12 protein-coding genes are annotated in these 19,155 nt (G+C 69.5%); 7 read left to right on the top strand and 5 right to left on the bottom strand.

Going from position 1 to position 19,155, the window contains the following annotated elements; genetic code table 11:
• Nucleotides 1-71: 71 nt before the first annotated feature.
• The 5 genes from JOD54_RS24505 to JOD54_RS24485 form a co-directional block, all read right to left on the bottom strand.
• Nucleotides 72-374, bottom strand: coding sequence for a hypothetical protein (locus tag JOD54_RS24505; protein WP_204453516.1), 303 nt, complete (start codon nt 372-374; stop codon nt 72-74).
• A gap of 12 nt (nt 375-386) precedes the next feature.
• Nucleotides 387-12,692, bottom strand: a complete 12,306-nt coding sequence (locus tag JOD54_RS24500) for a DNRLRE domain-containing protein (RefSeq protein ID WP_204453514.1) — start codon at nt 12,690-12,692, stop codon at nt 387-389.
• 94 nt (nt 12,693-12,786) lie between these two features.
• Nucleotides 12,787-12,942 (bottom strand): hypothetical protein, encoded by a 156-nt coding sequence (locus tag JOD54_RS24495; RefSeq protein WP_204453512.1) that lies wholly within the window; start codon nt 12,940-12,942, stop codon nt 12,787-12,789.
• Nucleotides 12,943-13,090: 148 nt separating this feature from the next.
• Complete coding sequence (locus JOD54_RS24490; RefSeq protein ID WP_204453510.1) at nt 13,091-13,474, bottom strand: PPOX class F420-dependent oxidoreductase; 384 nt, start codon at nt 13,472-13,474, stop codon at nt 13,091-13,093.
• Nucleotides 13,475-13,495: 21 nt separating this feature from the next.
• Nucleotides 13,496-14,083, bottom strand: coding sequence for a dihydrofolate reductase family protein (locus tag JOD54_RS24485; RefSeq protein ID WP_204453508.1), 588 nt, complete (start codon nt 14,081-14,083; stop codon nt 13,496-13,498).
• A gap of 90 nt (nt 14,084-14,173) precedes the next feature.
• Between JOD54_RS24485 and JOD54_RS24480 the strand changes: the two genes are divergently transcribed.
• From JOD54_RS24480 to JOD54_RS24450, 7 genes are all read left to right on the top strand, one after another.
• Nucleotides 14,174-14,623, top strand: a complete 450-nt coding sequence (locus tag JOD54_RS24480) for a winged helix-turn-helix transcriptional regulator (RefSeq protein WP_204453506.1) — start codon at nt 14,174-14,176, stop codon at nt 14,621-14,623.
• Nucleotides 14,624-14,662: 39 nt separating this feature from the next.
• Entirely contained in the window at nt 14,663-15,139 is a 477-nt protein-coding gene (locus JOD54_RS24475) for a DinB family protein (protein ID WP_204453504.1), read from the top strand.
• Nucleotides 15,140-15,207: 68 nt separating this feature from the next.
• Nucleotides 15,208-15,966 carry an RCC1 domain-containing protein gene (locus tag JOD54_RS24470; protein ID WP_307860251.1) on the top strand — a complete coding sequence of 253 codons (759 nt, stop codon included), beginning with the start codon at nt 15,208-15,210 and terminating at the stop codon, nt 15,964-15,966.
• Between the two features lie 142 nt (nt 15,967-16,108).
• Nucleotides 16,109-16,639, top strand: a complete 531-nt coding sequence (locus JOD54_RS24465; protein WP_204453499.1) for an EF-hand domain-containing protein — start codon at nt 16,109-16,111, stop codon at nt 16,637-16,639.
• Nucleotides 16,640-16,727: 88 nt separating this feature from the next.
• The gene (locus tag JOD54_RS24460) at nt 16,728-17,714 is read left to right on the top strand and encodes an isocitrate/isopropylmalate family dehydrogenase (RefSeq protein WP_307860250.1); all 987 of its coding nucleotides are present in this window, start codon (nt 16,728-16,730) and stop codon (nt 17,712-17,714) included.
• Nucleotides 17,715-17,725: 11 nt separating this feature from the next.
• Complete coding sequence (locus JOD54_RS24455) at nt 17,726-18,307, top strand: cysteine hydrolase family protein (RefSeq protein WP_204453498.1); 582 nt, start codon at nt 17,726-17,728, stop codon at nt 18,305-18,307.
• Complete coding sequence (locus JOD54_RS24450) at nt 18,277-19,155, top strand: SAM-dependent methyltransferase (protein WP_307860249.1); 879 nt, start codon at nt 18,277-18,279, stop codon at nt 19,153-19,155. The genes JOD54_RS24455 and JOD54_RS24450 overlap by 31 nt, the downstream gene beginning before the upstream one ends.

Here is a 19,155-nt window from a genome sequence, read left to right as displayed (position 1 = left end):
ACCCATGGATCAGGCCCCCCAGTTGTGGCGGTCGGCGCTCACGCGCGGGCCGCTCCGATCAGTTCTCCACGTCAGTTCTCCCCGGCGGCGACGCGGTTGTTGAGCAGTTCGCGCCACGGGTTCGCCGGGTGCGCCGGGTACCGCGCGGTGTGCGCGCCCGGTGCGGTCTCGATGAGGTGCAGCAGCGTCCAGGACATCCCGTAGCAGTCGTCCGGGCCGAAGACCGTGGCCAGCGCCTGGGCTTCCTCGTCGGTGACCGGCTTGGTGATCCGGTCGAGCAGTTGCTCGGTGCGCTCGATGCTCTCCTCGTCGGCGTCCTCGTCCGGGAACGGACCGGCGTCGATCAGGTCCCTGACTTGCGGCCGCAAGGTCATCCCGATCCCCTCTCACAGCATTCCGATGCTGCGATAGTAGGCGAGCAGGTCCTTGATGCCCTGGTTGTAGTAGGTGGGATCGCCGTACACCTGCTGCCCGATCTTGCGAAGGTCCATGATGTCGCGGGCCAGCACGTCGCGGAACGGCAGCCCGCTCTCGGCCTGCTTGGTCGCCCGCCCCTTCGGCCCGTACGTGCGGGTCAGCTCGTGGTCGGCCTGCTTCATCACGATCGCGCCGCCGTCGCGCCGGGTCGTGTGCTTCAGCGCCGCCTGCGGCATGTGGTGCGGGGTGAGCCCGTCACCGGGGACACCCGGGTCCATGTCGCCGAAGCGACCGGCCTGGTTCTCGGTGACGGTCTTGCAGGTTCCGTTGTGGACCAGGACCGGCACACCGCCGACGAGCACGTAGAAGGTGTGCACGCCGTCGACGGTCAGGTTGTGCACCCGCTGCTGAGCGGTCCGCTCACTGACTGCGGTGACCGTGACGAACGCGCCCGTCGCGGTGCGCAGCAGGTCACCGGGCCGCAGGTCCTCGGCGTCGCGCCACTCACCGGCGACCCAGAACGGGTGCCCTGCGGTGCCGGTGATGGAGCTGTCGCCCACGCCGTCGCCGTCGGTGTCCACCGTGATGTCGGCGAGGTCCTTGTCGCCATCGCCGACGATCGTGTCGGTGACGACCCGCTCCTCGGTGCGGCCGGTGACCTCGTCGGTGGCCAGCACCCGCTCACCCACCGCGACCTCGGCGATCGGTTTGCTGCTCCCGTCGGCCATCCGGACCAGCGTGTCGGGCGTGAAGCTGTTGGTGACGCAGTTGTTGGCCGGTTTGGTGCCCTGCGGGTCGGTGTACGAGGTCGGCCTGTTGCCGACGTAGCCGTACAGGTTCGTGCCGCCGTCGAACCCGATCGGGTCCTCGGTCAGGAACCGTTGCAGCACTGGGCTGTAGTAGCGGGCGCGGTTGTAGTACAGGCCCGTGCCGTCGTCTTCCCGGCCTGTGTACCGGTTCGCGTTGCCGTTGTCCTGCCCGGAAACGTACGTCCGGCCGAACGGTTCGTAGGTGTAGGTCGCGCCCGCACCGGCGTTGTCCACCAAGCCCAGCGTGCTGCCCTGGGCGTCGGTGAGGTACCGCCGGGTGACGCCCGCGGCCTCGCGCAACTGGAACCCGTCCGTTCCCGAGGACGTGAGTGTCGCTGTGACGGTGCCGTTCACCTTCTCCTGCACCGGGTTGTCGCCGTCGTACAGGTAGTCGGTGGTGACGCCGTTGACCGTGCGGCCCAGCCTGCGGCCATCCGGCGCGTAGGCGAAGTTCGCCGTCACGCCCGCTCCGGTTTGGCCGGCGAGCTGACCTCGCGCGTTCCACTGGTAGGTCGTCACCCCGTCGGAGACGAGGTTGCCGTCCAGGTCGTAGCTGACCGGGGTCGCGCCGAGGGTGCGCAGCCGGTTCGCCTTGTCGTAGCTGGCCTGCCCGAATTGCTCGGGCAGCATCGCCCGCGAGTAGGCGCCGCTTGTCCTGATCGGGTTCCCGGCCGCGTCGTAGGTGTAGGCGAGGTCGCCGATGACGGTGGTGCCCGAGCGGTAGGTGATCGACTTGACCTGCCCGGCGTCGTCGTAGGCGAAGGTCTGGGACACGCCCGTGCCGGGCGCGCCGACCCGTTCCGGCCGCCCGTTCGCGTCGCGGCCGACCGTCGTCACCGCGGTGCCGCCTTGCTGCACCTCCGACAGCTCACCGGCGGCGTTGTAGACGTGCCGCACAGCAGGGCGTCCTGCCACGGTCATGGTCCGATCGCGCACGGTCGGGCTGTAGTCGTACGACACGGTTCCGTGCTTGGTGGTCTCGGTCTTGACGCGGTTGAGCCCGTCGTAGTCGGTCGTGGCGACGCCCGCGACCGTGTCCTCGGTCCGCTTGAGCCGGTTCGCGAGGTCGTAGGTGAACTTGGTCGTGCTCTCGGTGCCGTACCGGCTTTCCTTGCGCCGGTCCAGTTCGTCGTAGTCGCTTTCGGTGATGATGCCGCGGCGGCTGGTGTGCTGCTTCTCGTTGCCGTTCTCGTCGTAGCGCACCTGCTCGAAGTTGCCGAGCGGGTCGGTGATCCGCTCGACGCGGTCCATCCGGTCGTAGGCCAAGACCGTCTCACCGCCGCGCGGATCGGTCACCTTGCTCTGGTTGCCGTTCGGGTCGTAGTCGTACGACGTGGTGCGGCCCAACGGATCGGTGATCGACGCGACGTCGTTGGCCGCCGTGTACGTCGTCGACGTGGTGGCGCCGCGCGCGTCGGTCGTCTGGCTCACCCGGCCGATCGAGTCGAACGCGGTGGTGTCGACCCTGCCCAGCTCGTCGGTGCCGCGGACCGCGTCCGTGCCCGCGTAATCGGTGGTCGTGAACTTGCCGTTCGGCTTGGTGACCTTGGTGATCAGGCCCCTGCTGTTGGTCACGTAGGTCGTCTTGCGGTTCACCGTGTCGGTGACCGAGTCGACGGCTCCACGCGCGTCCAGCGCGTAGACGGTGTCCTTGCCGTAGGCGTCGGTGTGCTTGGTCAGCTCGCTGTTCGGACCGTTGCGCTCCCACTTCTCGGTACGCGCCTCGGCGGTGCCCGCCAGTTCGGTCGTCTCCTTGAGTTGGCCGTTGGCGTAGTAGAGGTAGGTCGTCTTGCGCTGCAACGCGTCGGTCATCGACTTGCGCCGCACGCCGTCGGCCTCGTACTCGTAGGTGGTGGTCTGGGCGAGGGCGGTGCCGAACGCCTTGGTGTCGGTCAGGACCGAGCCCGCCGGGGTGAAGGTGAAGCGGCGCACCGCGGTGCGGGCGTCGGTCATCCGGGTTTCGATGATCGCGTCGCCCGACTCGATGTACTCGAACTTCGTCAGCCCACCGTCGGCCGCGGTCTGCTGCTTGACGCGCCCCTTGTCGTCGTACTCGTTGAGCAGGTACCGGGTGCCGCGCGGGTCGGTGATGGTCTTCAGGCGGCCCTTGTCGTCCCAGGTGTAGGTGGTGATCCCGCCGCGCAGGTCGGTGACCGTCTCCAGGTGCCCGGTCGCGTCGTAGGTGTAGCTCACCCGCCTGCCGATGTTGTCCTCGATGGCCTTCACCCGCGGCGGGTTCGACTCGTCGTAGGTGAACCGGACCCACCGGCCGCTGGGCGAGGTGATCTGGGTGATCGGGCCGTTGGCGCGGACCTTGCCGTCGGTACCCGGCGGCGCGGTGGCCCTGGTGACCGTCGTGGTGTTGCCGAACTTGTCCCGTTCCTGCTGGATCGGTGCTTCCTCGCCGATGGTCAGCACGCTGCCGTCGCGCAGGAACACGTCCCACCCGCTGTCGATCCAGCGCACGGTGGAGCCGTCGAAGCGGGTCGGCGTCGGGTCGGCGGCGAACACCGCGCCCGCGTAGTCCTTGCCCGGCGACGTCCGCCGGTAGTGGATCTTGCTGCCGTCCGGCTGGACCAGGTCGAACTCCTGGAAGTCGAAGCTGCCGATCTGGCCGGGCGACCACGGGTAGACGCCGTAGTTGAAGCTCGCGCCAACGCCGAACGCCCGGATGTCGGTGTCGCCCTGCTGGTAGGTGCGCTTGATCTCGATCGGCGCGATGTCGTCGACAACCATGTCCACGACCTCGTCGACCATGAGGCCGGTCGACGGGTCCACCGGGTCACCGACGCGCGCGCCGTTGGGGCGCGGGGCAATGCGCGGCGGGTTCATGCCGGGGACCGCGGTCATCGCCCCGGTCAGCCGGTAGAACCGGACACTGGCGTCGGGCACGATCTGCTTGCCGTTGGGCGACACCGTGCCGTAGCCGTAGATGTGCCAGCCCTGGCCGTCCGGGTCGTAGTTCCAGAACTGGGTGCGGGTCCCGGGCGGTTCCTTGGTGTAGTTCGGGTAGACGATCGTGGCGCCCTCGGGGAAGAGGTAGCCGCCGCCGGGCTGGACCGTGAAGTACACCGGGACCTTCGTCGGCGGCAGCGGGAAGGGCGGCCGGTCGATCGGGATCGGCGTCAGGCTCAGCTCGGGCGCGACGTTGCCCTGGGCGTCGCGCACGACCGTGCCCGCGGGCAGCCGGACCTCGAGGCCGGGGATGGACTTGGTGGTCAGGACCGTCTCGGCCGTCGTCGGGCTGGGCACCGCGATCTTGCTCGCCTGGTCGATCTCGGGCAGGAACACGGTGTGGGGCAGGACGAGCACCTGCTTGGCCTTGAGGTCGACGGCGATGTCGAAGGCGCCGAACTCGCGGTTGTGCGCGTTCGTGCGGCCGTCTACGCGCAGCGAGACGTGCCCGCTCGGCAGCCCGGTCAGCGCGAACTTGCCCTTGTCGTCGGTGGTGACGCGGCTGCCGCCCACGCTGACCGGCACGCCCGCCAGCGGCTGGCCGCTGGTCGACTTCACCTCGCCGACCACGCCGGTGTACCCGATGGCGAACTCGAGCGGGCGGGTACGGGCCGGGGCCGGGTCGTAGCGGGTGGTCCAGTCGGTGCCGTTGAGGTTGGCGGTGTCGGGCTGCCAGCCACCCGGCGGCGCGTCGCACGGGGGCGTGACCTGGGCCGGGGGTTCCGGCGCGGGCTGTGCCTGCTGCGATCCCTCTGGCCCTGGCGAGAGCTTCGCGACCGGCGGCGCCGGGTCGGCGGGCACGCACTTGGTTGTCTTCGGCGCGACCGGGTCGATCCGTGGCCCCACCTGGGTACCGAGCGCCGTGGCGGGCTTGGAGATCGCCACGGTCATCGACCCGGTGACGTTGTTGCCGGGGTCGAACACCAGCGTGTACGTGCCGTCGGCTTTGAGCGCGGGCATCTTGAACCGGTCGAAGGACATCCACGAGTGCCGGGGCGAGATCGTGCCGTCCGGGGCGATCAGGCTGTAGTACGCGCCGGTGTTGTTCGGGAAGGCCCGCGTGATGTCGAGCTGCAGGACGTCGTTGAGGTAGCCGTCGAAGGTCAGCTTGCCGTTCTGCGCGATCTTGCCGATGGTGATGGTCTTGGCCGGACCGCCGATGTCGGCCTTGCCGCCGTCGGCCTCACCGGAGAACGCCACGGTCAGCTCGCCGGTCGTCGGGTTGCTGATCTCGTCCATCGGCTCGAGCAGGACCTTGTACTCGCCGGTGACCGGCAGCGTGGTCAGGTCGAAGCCGTAGGGCAGCGAGTAGCCGAGGCCGACCTGGTCGAGCGCGCTGCCGTCCGGCTTCGACACCCGGTACTTGAGGTAGCCGATGTTCGGCGAGCTGAAGCCCAAGCTCAGCCGCTGCCCGGCCGTCCCGGCGAACCGCGCGGCCACGGTCTGACCGGGCACGGTGATCTGCTGGGTGATCGGCGCGCTCTCGGGGGAGATCAGCCCGAGGTCGATCGGCACGGAGGCGGCCATGGTCACCTGGCCGGTCGTGGCGTACTCAGGCGCGAGGTAGATCCGGTACCGGCCGGTTTCCGGCAGGGCCGCCACGTCGAGCTTGTTCTCGTAAGTGGTCGCGACCTGCTGGCCGTCGCTGGGCCGGTACAGCCGCATCCGCAGGGCGCCCGGGAGGCTCTTCTCCCGTGCGACCAGCCGCAGCGGCTGGTCCTTCACGCCGTCGTAGTTCAGCCACACCTCGCGGCCGGGGCGGTCGAAGGTGATCCGCTTGGTCGAGTTGACCGGGAACGAGCCGCCCTCGACCGCGGTGGACAGCCAGCCCTTGGCGGTGCCGACGGCCTCCCAGCCGCTCATGAACAGGTTGTGCTCGCCGTTCTTGCGGACCGGGATCTGCTTGGTCTCCTGAGTCCCGGTGCGCAGCTCCACCTGGTTCTCGTCCGGCTCGACCAGGATGCCCGCCGGGTAGCCCGGCCTGCCGTTCTCCCGCAGCGTGTTCTCGGTGATGGAGAAGCGCAGGTTCTGGTTGGCGGTGCCGGTGAACGGCATCCGCACGGACTGACCGGGCCGGTTGATCTTCATCAGGGTGCCGGGCCCGTCGACGGCCAGCCTGCCCGCGTCGACCACGCCGGAGAGCCACACCTTGCCGAAGCCGAGTTCCTGCGCCCCGAAGGTGACGGTCAGCTTGTAGGTGCCGGTCTTGCGCGCCCGGAACACCATGGTCGGCGTGTAGAGCTTGAGCGAGTGCTTCCAGGTGTTGGAGTACCCGTCGGGGTGGGTGATGGTCACGTTGAACGTGTGCTGCGGCATGCTCAGGTCGGTCAGACCCAGGCTGAGCCACTCGCCCTCGGTCGCGGTGAACGGCATCTCGGTCTTCTGCTCGGACGCCGACACGGTGAACGGCACACCGGTGCCGTCGCGGGTCAGCTTGTCGCCGGTCAGCGTGTGCGAGGCGGTGATCCGGACGCTGCCAGCGGCGTTGTCGTCGGGGGCGACGACGATCGTGTAGGTGCCGTTCGCGGCGAACATCGGGATGTCCTGGCGCAGGGTGCTGCCCGCCCACAGGTCCAGCGGGTCGCCCATGGTGCGGCGGGCGAAGTCGCCGCCGTGCGGGGTGAACATCCACATCGCCGAGCGGACCGGGACCGTGTTGTTCTCCAGGTCCAGGTGGACGCGCTCGCCGAAGGTGCCCTCCACCAGCACCAGTGCGGCCTTGCCAGCGGGGATCTGCAGGTCGAGCGGTCTGCCGAGCTCGATCCGGCCGCCGTTGACCAGGTTGGCCATCACGAACCCGCGCGGGGCGATCAGGAAGTCGCCGCTGGCCGTGGCGGTCCCGCCCGGTGTCCGCACGCTGATCTTGCCGGACGACGCGGCGGCGGGCACCTCGACAGTCAGGCTGTTCGGCCCGGCCTGCTTCACGCGCGCGGTGGTCTGGTGGAACAGCACCACGTCGCGGGTCGGGTCCGGGTCGAAGCCGGTGCCGGTGATCGTGATCGTGTCGCCGGGGTTGGCGCGGTCGGTGGACACGCCCGTGATCGCCGGTGCTGGAACACCGCGCGTGACGGTGAACGGCGTCCTGCTGTCGGCCGACTTGCCACCAGCAGCGACCTTCACCGCGCCCGCGCCGGTGCCCGCGGGCACCACGACGCTGAGCCGGTTCGCGCTCGCGGCGGTGACCTGAGCGGCGATGCCGTCGAACGTCACAGCATTGCCCGCGGCGGTCGTGGCGAACCCGGTGCCGCTGATCTCCACCGTGCTGCCGACCGGGCCGCGCGCCGGGACGACCGCGAAGATCGACACCGCGTCGGTGCGGTAGCGGTCGGTGGCCTCCAGGTTGCCCGCGGCGTCGTAGCGGTAGGCGGCCGCTTCACCGGAGTTGTTGGTGACGCCGACGAGCTGACCGGCGGCGTCGTGGAAGTAGTCACGAGGCCCGGAGGGTGCTCCGACCACGAAGGTGTACTTCGCCGGGGTGGAGAGCACGCCGGTGGCGGTGACCTTGGCCCACACGGTCAGCGTCCGCTGGCCGGAGCGGACCGGGGTGAGGGTGACCGCCGCCGACCCGGTCCCGGCCGGGACCTCCGTGGCCGCGGCGTCGGTGTCGAGCTGGTAGCGGAACGCGTCGGCCGCGACGGAGCCCTGCGACCGCAACGTGAACGCGCCCGCCTGGCCGAGGCTGCCGTGCAGCTGGCCGTCCGCCGGGTAGTCGGTGGACGACACCAGGGGAGTGGACGGGGTGGGCGCGGCGCCCGCGACGAGGAAGGAGTACGTCGTGGGGGCGGACGTGCTGCCCGTGACGCCGATCGCCCACACCACGAGGGTGTGCGTGCCACCGGTCGGCGGGGTGATCCGGACCGGGATCTCACCGGAGCCGGGAACGTCTACCGTCGTGGCCTCGTCCAGCTTCCAGCGGTAGCCGGAGATCGCCGTGGTGCCGGTCGGGCGGAAGGTGAAGGCTCCCTCCCTGCCCGCGTCGCCGTGCGGCTGCCCGTCGGCCGGGTAGTCCACAGAGGACACCGCAGGCGCGTCCGGCGGGGTGAGCTGGGCGACCTCGAAGACGTAGTTCGCTGGGGCCGAGGACGCGCCGGTGCTGGTGTAGGTCCGCACGGACAGTGTCTGCGTGCCCGCCGTGGCCGGGGTGATCTTGACGTTGACCTTGCCGGTACCCGGGACGTCCGTTGACGGCCCGCCGTTGAGCTGCCAGCGGTAGCCCGCGATCGCGGTCGACCCGGTCGGGCGGAAGGTGAACGAACCCTCCTTGCCCGGGGCACCGTGCGGCGCGCCGCCGGACGGGTAGTCCAGCGAGACCACCTGCGGGGCACCCGGACCGCCGGGCGGGTCGCCGACGATGAAGGTGTGGGTCGTCGGCGGGGAGATCAGGTTCTCGGTGCCGAGCGCCCGCACGATCAGCGTGTGCTGGCCCGGGGTGGTCGGGGTCGCCGTGATCGACACGTCGCCGGTGCCCGCGACGTCGGTGGAGCCGCCGTCGTCGAGTTGCCAGCGGTAGCCCGTGACCGGGACGGGGCTGCCCGGCTTGAGGGTGAACGTGCCCGCTTGCCCCGGCAGGCCGTGGGGCTGGCCGTCGGCGGGGTAGTCGGTGGAGGTGACCTGCGGTGCCGCGGGCGGCTGAGCCGGTACCGCGACGACGAACGCGTACGTCTTCGGAGGTGACGCGAGGCCACCCGCGGTGTAGGCGCGGACCGTCAGGGTCCGGTTGCCCGCGGACGTCGGCGTGATCGTGACGCTGACCTCGCCGCTCGCCACGACCTCGGTCGGCTGCGTGTCGGAGTCCAGCTGGTAGACGAACTTCGCGACCGGCACGCTGTCACCGGGCTTGAGCACGAACGATCCGGGCCTGCCAGGCAGGCCGTGCGGCTGGCCGTCGGCCGGGTAGTCCACAGAGGACACCAGGGGAGCGGCGGGCGGGACCGGCGCCGGGGTGCCCGGACCAGCGGCGAACAAGCTCGGGCGGGGCACCTCGGTGCCCGCCGCGAAGTGGTTGTGCCACTGGGCACTCGTGCCGAACCGCGCGCCATCGGACGGCGCGACCCAGGCCAGTGCCGTCGAGCCGCGGGTGAACGAGACGACGTCGAGCTTGCCGTCACCGGTGAAGTCGCCGATACCCGGCAGTTGGTCTTCCAGCGCGAAGTTCGCGTGCCACTGGCGGGGTGTGCCGAACGCGGTGCCGGTCGAGGTGGCGGCGGTGACCTGGCCGCCCGAGAAGGCCAGGACGTCGGCCTTGTCGTCGCCGTCGATGTCGCCGACACCCGCGCGGTTGGCGTCCGGGGCGAAGGCGTCGTTCCACTTGGCGGCCGGGCCGAACGTGGTCCCGTCGGACAACGCCACGAACACGTCGGCCGCCTCGCCGCCGGTGAAGGCGACGATGTCGTCCTTGTGGTCGCCGTTGACGTCACCGACGGCGGGCATGGCGGTGCCCGCTGCGAAGCTCGCGTGCCACTTGGTCTGCGTCGGGCCGAACTTGGTGCCGTCCGACAGCGCGACGTACACCGACGCGTCGGTTCCCCTGGTGGCGGTGGCGATGTCCTCGCGTCCGTCGCCGTTGAAGTCACCGACCAGCGGGATGTCACTGCCGCCCGCGAAGGCGTCGTGCCACTTCACCGGTGTCGGCGCGAACTTCGTACCGTCGGACAACGCGACGAACACGTCCGCGTCGGTGCCCCTGGTGAACGAGATCAGGTCGGCCTTGCCGTCACCGTTGACGTCACCGGTCAGCGGGATCTGGTCCGGCGAGGCGATCGAGTCGTGCCACTTCACGCCGTCACCGACGAACTTGCCGCCATCGGACAACGCGACGTAGGCGTCAGCGTCGGTGCCGCGCGTGAAGGTGACCACGTCGTCGCGGCCGTCACCGTTGAAGTCGGCCTTGGTCTTCTTGTGCCGCGGCGGTTCGCCGACGACGAACGTGTACGTGGTCGCGGTGGACGACACACCGGTGGCGGTGAGCGCGCGGACGGTCAACGTCCGGGTGCCCGATGCGGCGGGCGTCAGGTTGACCGTGATCTGGCCGGTCGCGGCGACCTCGGTGGGCCGAGCGTCGGAGTCGAGCTGGTAGGCGAACTTGCTGATCCCGACGGCGTTGCCCGGCCTGAGGGTGAACGCCCCCGCCTGACCCGCGCCGCCGTGCGGCTGGCCATCGGCCGGGTAGTCGGTCGAGGAGACGATCGGTGCCGCGGGCGGAGCGGGCGGCGTCCCTTGGTAGGACACGGCGAGGTTCGGTCGCAGGCCCGGCTCGATCGCCTCGTCGGACAGCAGCAGAACTCGTTGCTGCGCCCCGTTCTCGTCGCGGAGCTTGACCTGGAAGCCGTGGTTGGTGGCCGGGTTGTCCACCCAGCCCTGCACCATCGCCGCGTTCTCCCAGATCAGCCAGTTCGGCTTGTCGGTGACGCCGGAGACGAAGTCCGCCCGCGCGCCGACGTCACCGCCGGGGGTGGTCCACGCCGCCGCGGTCGACGCACGGTTCCAGGTGGCCTGGTTCTCCACGAACGCCCTGGTCAGCGGGTGTCCGTCGAAGGTCGCGCCGGAACCGAAGGAGTAGAACGACCACAGCGAGAGGTCGGCGTCGGTGACGACGGTGCCGGGTGGGATGGCGTTGAGGCCGTCGAACTTCACGATCGTGCGGGTCTTGCCGAACGTGGCGCCGTTGTTGCCCACCTGCGTCCACGGGGACCCGGACAGCACGTCGAGGTTCGCGTTGGGCTGCGTCGCGGAGAGCGTGGTGTCGCTGCCGCCGCGGAAGATCTGCCGCACCTGCCCGGCCTTGGGCGTGCGGGTCGTCTGCGTGCCGCTGGGGATCAGCTGTCCGTCGCGGGTCTTGACCACAACCATGTAGTGGTAGGTGTTCCACCCCAGATCGGGCGCGTTGTCCGGGGTGACGGGCGCGGTCGTGTCGATGAACCGCGTGGCGTTCGGGCCGACCGAGGTGACCAAAGTGGACGCTGAGGGGGTGAAGACCTGCGACACCGAGCGGTGGACCTGGTAGTCGACGATGTCGTCGCCCGCGTACGGGGTCCAGGTCAGCTCGGCGCCGGTGGCGTAGGCCTTGGTGATCGGCTGCAGACCCGCGCCAGCGGTGCCGTAGGTGATGAGCAGCTTGGGGAAGGTCGGGACGTCACCGTTGTAGACGAACTCGGCGCCGTGGTGGATCGCGCCACCGCGGTTGAGCGCCTCGTCGGTCGCCTTGACCAGCAGACCGTGGTTCGGTGCGGAACCCGACACCCAGGACTGGGCGATGTTGCGGACGTCCCACTCGGACCAGACCTGGGTCACGTTGGCCTGCTTGACCGCGCCCGCGACACCGGCCTCGGCGAACGCGGCCTGGAAGTTGTTCCACGTCACCACGTTCTCCGACCACCCCGCGGTCACGCGGTGCGCCTGCATCGCCACGGCGTTGGCGCCGGTGTACAGCTCGTTGTCGTAGTACATCCGCAGCTTGGCCGAGGTCACGCTCGCGCCCGCGGGGATCACCGACGTGTCGAACTTGACGAGGCTGCGGGCGATTCCGGTGTTGTCCGTGCCCACCGAGAGCTGGTAGCTCGCGCCGTCGTTGCGGTCGGGCGTGTCGGACCAGATCTGGGAGTCCTGACCGGTGGTGGAGGTCGGCTCGATCTTGATCGTGGGGTCGATCACCACCGGGTACTGGCGCTCGGGCGCGGCAAGCCACGCCGCGTCCGCCCGCACGGTCACGGTGATCCGGCCGTCGCGCTGCTCCACGGTCTGCGAAACCTTGTCGCTGCGCGCCTTCTTGGGGTCCTTGGACGAGTCGACCATGAACGGCGCGGGCATGGTGTAGACCGGCGCGCCCTCGCCGCCGCGGAAGAACGCGATGGAACCATCGGCTTGCTGCTGGGGAACGACTCCGTTGAGCCGCACAGCGAACCGGTACACCGGCTCCTTCGCGGGCGCCGTGAGGACGATCTCTTCCTTCAGGGCGTCCGGGGTGACGCGGTACCGCACATCAGCGCCGTCGAAGGCGTCGGTGTAGGTCACCGAGTCGCGGTCGACCTCTGGCCGCTTCTGTTGTGCCTGCCCGTCGACACCCAACTCGACCGTGGTGTCGCTCCAGGAGAACCGCGCCAGCCGATCGGTCGTGTCGCCGAACGAACTGCCGAACGCGTTGGTCTCATTGGCGTAGACGTAACCGTCCTGGGCGCTTGCGCGGACGGTGGTGTCGATGGGCTGCCAGGAGCCGTCACCCGCCCGGAAGTGCTGGGGCTGGGCGGAAACCTCGGCCTCGACCGTCCCGTTGGACATCTCGTACCGCCGGGAAGCGGCCGTCCGCAGTTCGGTCAGCTCCCGCACCCGAACCGGTGGCCCGGCCGATTCGGAACGCGTGCCCTCCTTCTCGCCGAAGAAGGGCAACGAAGCAGGCAATCCCACGGCGGCGACCACCAACACCAGCGCCAACACCAGGAACCTGGACAGCACAGCAAACCGCGACGGCGCGCGCACTGATCCCCCCACAAGATCAACGGCGGGTTCGACCTGCACCCCCAACGAGTCAAGTCCGTGTAAAACCCGCACCGACTAGCACAGTAAGCCGTTGCCGCCCGGCGCCATAGGTCCGCAAGACCATCCTGCCGGTCTACTGGGTTCCCGCCGCCCCCTTCAAGCACTCCACCATCTCGTTGGCCGCCCCCTGATCAGGCGCGATCTCCTCGGGGGACCGCGCATCCGCCGCCCCCTCGACGAACGCCCGGACGTCGTCGGCGCTGGCGTACTTGAGGTACCAGTCGGCCACACACCCCACCACGGCATCCGGAGCCCCCGCCGTCCGCGGGTCGGCTTTGATCCTCCCGACAACCTCGTCCCGCCCCGGCGCCCCCGCGGAACAACCCACGACGAGGACCGCAACAACCACCACACCCCATCCCCTCATACCGGCCAGCCTAAGCCCGAAGTGCGGTCTGTCGAACGGGTTCGATGAGTGCGACCTCCCGTGGCTCGTCACGCCCGTACGGCTCGCCGGTGTACTTGCGGGAGATCCGGTCGATGACCTCCCAGCCCGCGTCCCCGTCGAGCCACTCGACCACCCGGCCCCGGATGGTGATCGGCTGGTACGGGTTGTCGATCGGGGTTAGCGACAGGGCGAGGCGGGGGTCGCGCCGCAGGTTGCGGGCCTTGCGCGTGCCCGGGCCGGTGAAGATGACGATCAGGTCGGCGTGGGTGCCGATCCAGACCGGGGCGGAGTGCGGGGCGCCGTCAGGCAGGAGGGTGGCCAGGTGGGCGGTCGGGGTGCTGTCGAGGACGCGGCGGACATCGGGCGTGAGCATGGTCGTGGTCTCCTGAAAGGGTCAGCGCTCGACGGCGTAGTGCAGGTGGGTGACGCCGGGGGCGGGGATGGATTCGATGAGGCGGAGTCGCACGTGCTCAGGCAGTTCCTGGAAGAACGGCCTGCCGCCGCCGAGGAGCACCGGCACCTGGTGCAGCACGACCTCGTCGACGAGCCCGGCCCGTAACGCCGTGGCGAGCACGCCGCCGCCCATCAGGCTGACGTCCTTGGTGCCCGCGACCGCCTGAGCCGCAGCGATCGCGTCCTCAACACCCGTGGTCACCAGGGTCTGCCGGTCGCTGATCCCGGGTACGGGGCGGTGGCTCACGACGAACAGCGGCGCCGCCGGGTGCGGGCTGCCGCCGTCGAACCCGTCCGAGTCGTCGTAGGTGTGGCGACCCGCCACGACCGCCCCCACCCGGTTGGCCAAGGCGTCGAACAGCGGCGCGCTGGCCGCGCTGAGCCGGAAACCGTCGAACACGCCGCTGGGGGTGTCGCCGTTGAAGTACCAGTCGAACAGGGAGGTCCCGTCGCCGAGGCCCTGCCCGGCGACGGGACCCCGGCCGGTGATGTAGCCGTCGACGGAGACGGAGTGGCAGCTGATGACCATGACCGCGATCCTTTCGGGGTTCCTTGAGGAGACTTCGGAACCGTAGCAGGTCGAGTTTCCTGAGGGAACCCCGTCGAGTAGACTGGCGATGTGCAGCGCACCGACTTCAGCGCGATGACCTGCTCGATCGCGCGTACCCTCGACGTCATCGGGGAGCCCTGGTCGCCATTGGTCCTGCGGGACGTGTGGGTCGGGCTCTCGCGGTTCGAGCAGATCCAGGCCGACCTGGGCATCTCCCGCAAGGTCCTCACCGAACGCCTCAACCACCTGGTCGAGCACGGCGTCCTCGAGCGCAGGCCCTACGACCGCAGGCCCCGCTACGAGTACGTCCTGACCACCAAGGGCACCGAGCTGGTCGACCTGCTCATGGTCATGGCAGGCTGGGGGGACAGGTGGCGCGCGGGCGAGGCAGGCCCCCCGGCCCTGTACCGCCACCACGCCTGCGGCGAGATCACCCGCGTAGACCTCCGGTGTGACCACTGCGGCAGCCCGATGCACGCCACCGACATCGACGTGCTCCCAGGTCCGGGCGCAGGCTAGACCCCCTTCCACGGCACGCGCGACGAACGGAGCGGCACCATGATCACCAACGGCACCGAACGGCAGCTCCTCGAGGACACGCTCGACCGCAACCGCGAAGCCCTGGTCAACACCGTCCGCGGCCTCTCCGAAACCGACGCCCGCCGCCGCTTGGTCCCGTCGCTGACGACGCCGATCTCCCTGCTCAAGCACGCCGCGGCCGCCGAACGGATCTGGTTCCAACGCTTCTGGGCCGACCTCGACGAGTCCGAATGCGACGGTTACTCCAACCGCGACGAAGGCACCTTCACCGTCACCGACGACGAGTCCCTTGCCGACGTGATCGCCGAATTCCGCCGCGCCAGCCAACGGTCCCGCGAGATCGCCGCGCGCTTCCACCTCGACGACACCAAGGACAACCCCCGCGAAGGAACGGTGAGCATGCGGTGGACCCTGCTGGCGATGGTCGAGGAGTTCGCCCGCCACGCGGGTCACGGCGACATCCTCCGGGAGCAGATTGACGCGGACGCCCGGTGAACACACCTGCGCTGGCGGCAGGCAGGCGTCATTCGGTCGGTCGTCGTGGGGACGGAACGGTTCTCGCGGTGGGGAATGACGCCGCGGGGGAGTGCCGTGTCCAGCACTGGCGCGACGTTGTCGCTGTGGCGGCGGGCAATGTTCATTCCGCGCCCAACACCGGCAAATCCCACACGGTCGGCCTTCGGTCAGACGGCACCGTGCTCGCGGCCGGGTGGAACGGCGACGGGCAGTGCGATGTCGCGGCCTGGCGTGATGTCGCGGCCGTGGCCGCGGGGTGGCGCCGCACGCTGGGACTCCTCGCCGACGGCACCGTGCTTGCGGCAGGCCGGAACGCGGAAGGCCAGTGCGACGTGCGGTCCTGGCGCGAGATCGTGGACCTGGCCTGCGGCGACTGGCATTCGGTCGGTGTCCGCGCGGGCGGAACGGCGGTGGCCGTGGGGAACAACCGACGTGGGCAGTGCGATGTGGACAGTTGGCGAGACGTAACCGCCGTCGCGGCCGGGTATCTGCACACGGTGGCCCTCAAGAACGACGGGCGTGTGCTGGCGACCGGAGTGTGTGACGTCGAACCGTGGGAAGACGTGGTCGCGATCGCCGCGGGCAGCTACCACACTCTTGGCCTCATAGCGCAGGGAAAGGTTCTCGCATCCGGTGACAACACCCACGGGCAATGCGACGTCGGCCAGTGGCACGGCATCGTCGCGATCGCCGCGGGTTCCACCCACACCCTGGGCCTGCGCGCCGACGGCTCGGTGGTCAGCACCGGAGACAACTCCCATCACCAGTGCGACGTCGACTCCTGGTCGGGCATCCGGATGGCGTAGCGCTCAGTCGCTGCCGCCATCACCGTGCGCGATCGACCGGAGACGATTTCATCCTTTCTGATGAATATCGACTCGCGATCGGGAGATATCTCGCGGCTCTGACATAGTGGAAAGGGTATCGAACGGAGCAATCGGAGGATTTATGCGCAGCGAGGCAGTCGAGCGGATCGAACTCATCTTCCGGCTTTTCGACGCGAACGGCAGCGGCCAACTCGACTCCGGGGACTTCGACCTCATGGCGCGCCGAGTCGTCGCGGTGGCGGGCGGATCGGCGCAGGCGGACAAGGAGCGGATGATCAGCGCTTTCCAGAAGTACTGGGAAACGCTGGAGGCGGAGTTGGACGCCGACCGCAACGGGCTGGTGTCCCTCGAGGAGTTCTCCGCGTGCACGCTGTCGCCGGAGCGGTTCGACGCGACGGTGGGGGAGTTCGCCGAGGCGTTGGGCGCCTTGGGCGACCCGGACGGGGACGGCCTGATCGAGCGGCCGGTGTTCGCTGAGCTGATGTCGGCCATCGGGTTCCGCAGCGAGAACATCCACGCGCTGTTCGACGCGTTCGGGCCGTCGGACGCCGACCAGATCCGGGTGGCCACCTGGGTCGAGGGCATCAAGGACTACTACCAGCCGGAGAAGGCGGGAATCGCGGGCGACCAGTTGGTCACGACGTCGGCCTGACCGTCTGAAACGCACTCGGGAGGGGGCACGGGTGGAATCGGTTGTCGGACTCGCCGTGGGCCGTGGCACTGGGCCAGAACTGGCGAGCGTGTTCGAGAGAACGCTCACCGCGTTAGGCGAGATGTGGGGAACGCGGTTCTCCGTGGTTCGCTCGCCCCGGCTCTACCATTCCTACTTATCGCTCAAGGGCGCCAGCCCTGAACAGATCAGGGAATACACCCGGGCCGACGCGAAACATTATGCGGAATTCTGTCGAACCCAAGCCTCGGCCGGGATCCACGCTGTTTTCCGGACCGCCATCAACGCCCAGTCGCTGTACCTGGTCCGGCAGCGCTTGCGGGCGGTGAAAGTCGACGTCATCGAGTCGACCGGCGCGACGCTGCTGCTGGTGCGGGACGAAGCACAGGGGTTCTACACCGGCGAGAACGCGCACTCGCCCGGTGCGGTGTCCCGCACGACGGAGTTCAGCCGGGACATCACCGACCAGGTCATCGCCTTCGCCGTCGACCGGGCACGGCAGCAGTGGCCGGACACCGGGGCCGACCAGATCGTCATGGCCTACAAGTTCCACCTGCTCGACGGCGCCCTCGGCGAGTGGGTGGCCGAGAGCGCCGCCCGCCTCGGCGTGGAGATCACCCTCGCCCAGCCGGACACGGTCAACCGCAACCTGATCGAACGCGGCCTCTCCCCGCGCATGATGATCATCGGCGGCAACGAGTGGGCTGACGTCATGCACCCGTTCCTGCTCGACCGCTTCGGCCGAGAACGGCAGGAAAACCGCTTCACCGAGAACGCCCACCTCGATCCCGGCGTGCGCGGACTGCTCGAGTACCAGACCGTCCACGGCTCAGCCGACGACCTCGAGGGCCGCGACACCGTCAACCCGGTGGCGACAGTGCGCGCGACAGCGGCGATCGCACAGCGGCACGGCGGATGCGTGGGCGCGATCGACGCCATGGAGGACGCGATCACCGCCACCCTTGAGCAAGGAGTGTCCACACCGGACCTCGGCGGCGCCGATTCGACCACGTCGGTGGTCGATGCCCTGCTCAAGCGCGTCGAGTCCGCCCGGTGAACACCGCACTGGTGGTCATCGACGTGCAGAACGACTTCTGCACCGGCCCGGCGGTCGCGGCGAAGTTCAACGGCGACACATCGGCGGTGGAGTCCGCAGCGGCGGGCGCGGCGCGGGCGGTCGACGTGGCGCGGGCCCACGACATCGAAGTCGTCTTCGTCCGGTTCGAAGGCGACGCCGCGTACCAGGGCCCGAGTTGGCGCCAGCGCGATGCCGCCCGGGGAAAGCAGCCCAAGTGCCTCACTGGCTCATGGGGCGCTGAGTTCCACAACCTCGCCCCGGCGCCCGACGAACGCGTCTTCACCAAGCGCGCCTGCTTCGATGCGTTCCTCACCCCGGAGTTCGCCGCGTACGTCGCCGCGTTCGACCGCCTCGTCTTCGCGGGCCTTTACACCGATGTCTGCGTCGACTCCACCGCGCGAACGGCGTTCCAGAAAGGCTTTCACATCACGGTCCTCGCGGACTGCACCACCGCGCTGCGCCTGCCGAACGACACGATCTTGGGCTTCATGACCGCCCTGTACGGCGCGCGCGTCACCACCCTGGCTGAGGAGGAGAAGCAGTGGCAGGCGTCGAACACGGTGTTGGCTTGACCGCCCTGATGGTCGCGGCGGGCAGAGCCATCGAAACCCACCGCCCCGACTCCCTCGCCCGCGACGAATACGCCGAGCGCTTCGTCCGCGCCGCCCACGCGTCAGCCGATTGGCCGACCACCATCGACGACGTTCCCGACGGCGACGCGAACCCGCTGTGGGGCCGTCTGTGCCGCTACTTCGGTTTACGCACCAGGGTTCTCGACGACTTCCTGCTCGAGTCCACCCGCGCGGGCAGCCGCCAAGTCGTCCTGCTGGCCGCGGGCCTCGACTCCCGCGCCCTACGCCTCGACTGGCCCCAGGACACCGTCGTCTACGAGATCGACCGCGCCGAAGTACTGGCCTTCAAAGACACCGTCCTCGGCGAAACCCCCGCCACCCGCCGCTCCATCCCCGCCGACCTCCGCGGCGACTGGGCCACCGCCCTACTAGCGGCCGGCTACTCTCCCACCGCCCCTAGCACCTGGCTGGCCGAAGGCATCTTCCTCTACCTCCCGGCCGCTGCCGAGCAACACCTGATATCCACAGTGGACTCCCTAGTCGCCCCGGGAAGCGACTTCGCCTACGAAATCAAACTAGGCCTCGACACTCCGCAAGGTCGCGCCAACCACCTCTACACCGCCACCCACCACCACACCGGTATCGACCTCATCTCCCTCTTCAACCTCGACCCCCGCCCCGACTCCGCCGCCGCCCTGCGCACCCGCGGCTGGTCCACCACCACCCACACCCCCTTCCACTTCACCCAGCACCACGGCCGCGGCCCCCACCCCGAACCAGACGACGCCCTAGAAGGCAACCGGTGGGTATTCGCCAACAAGCCCACGACTGCTGGCGCATTGACCTAG

Origin of the sequence: Actinokineospora baliensis (assembly GCF_016907695.1) — a bacterium.
Lineage (GTDB): Bacteria > Actinomycetota > Actinomycetes > Mycobacteriales > Pseudonocardiaceae > Actinokineospora > Actinokineospora baliensis.
Note: the sequence above shows the minus strand (reverse complement) of the source record. Positions and strands in the feature narration are given on the sequence as shown.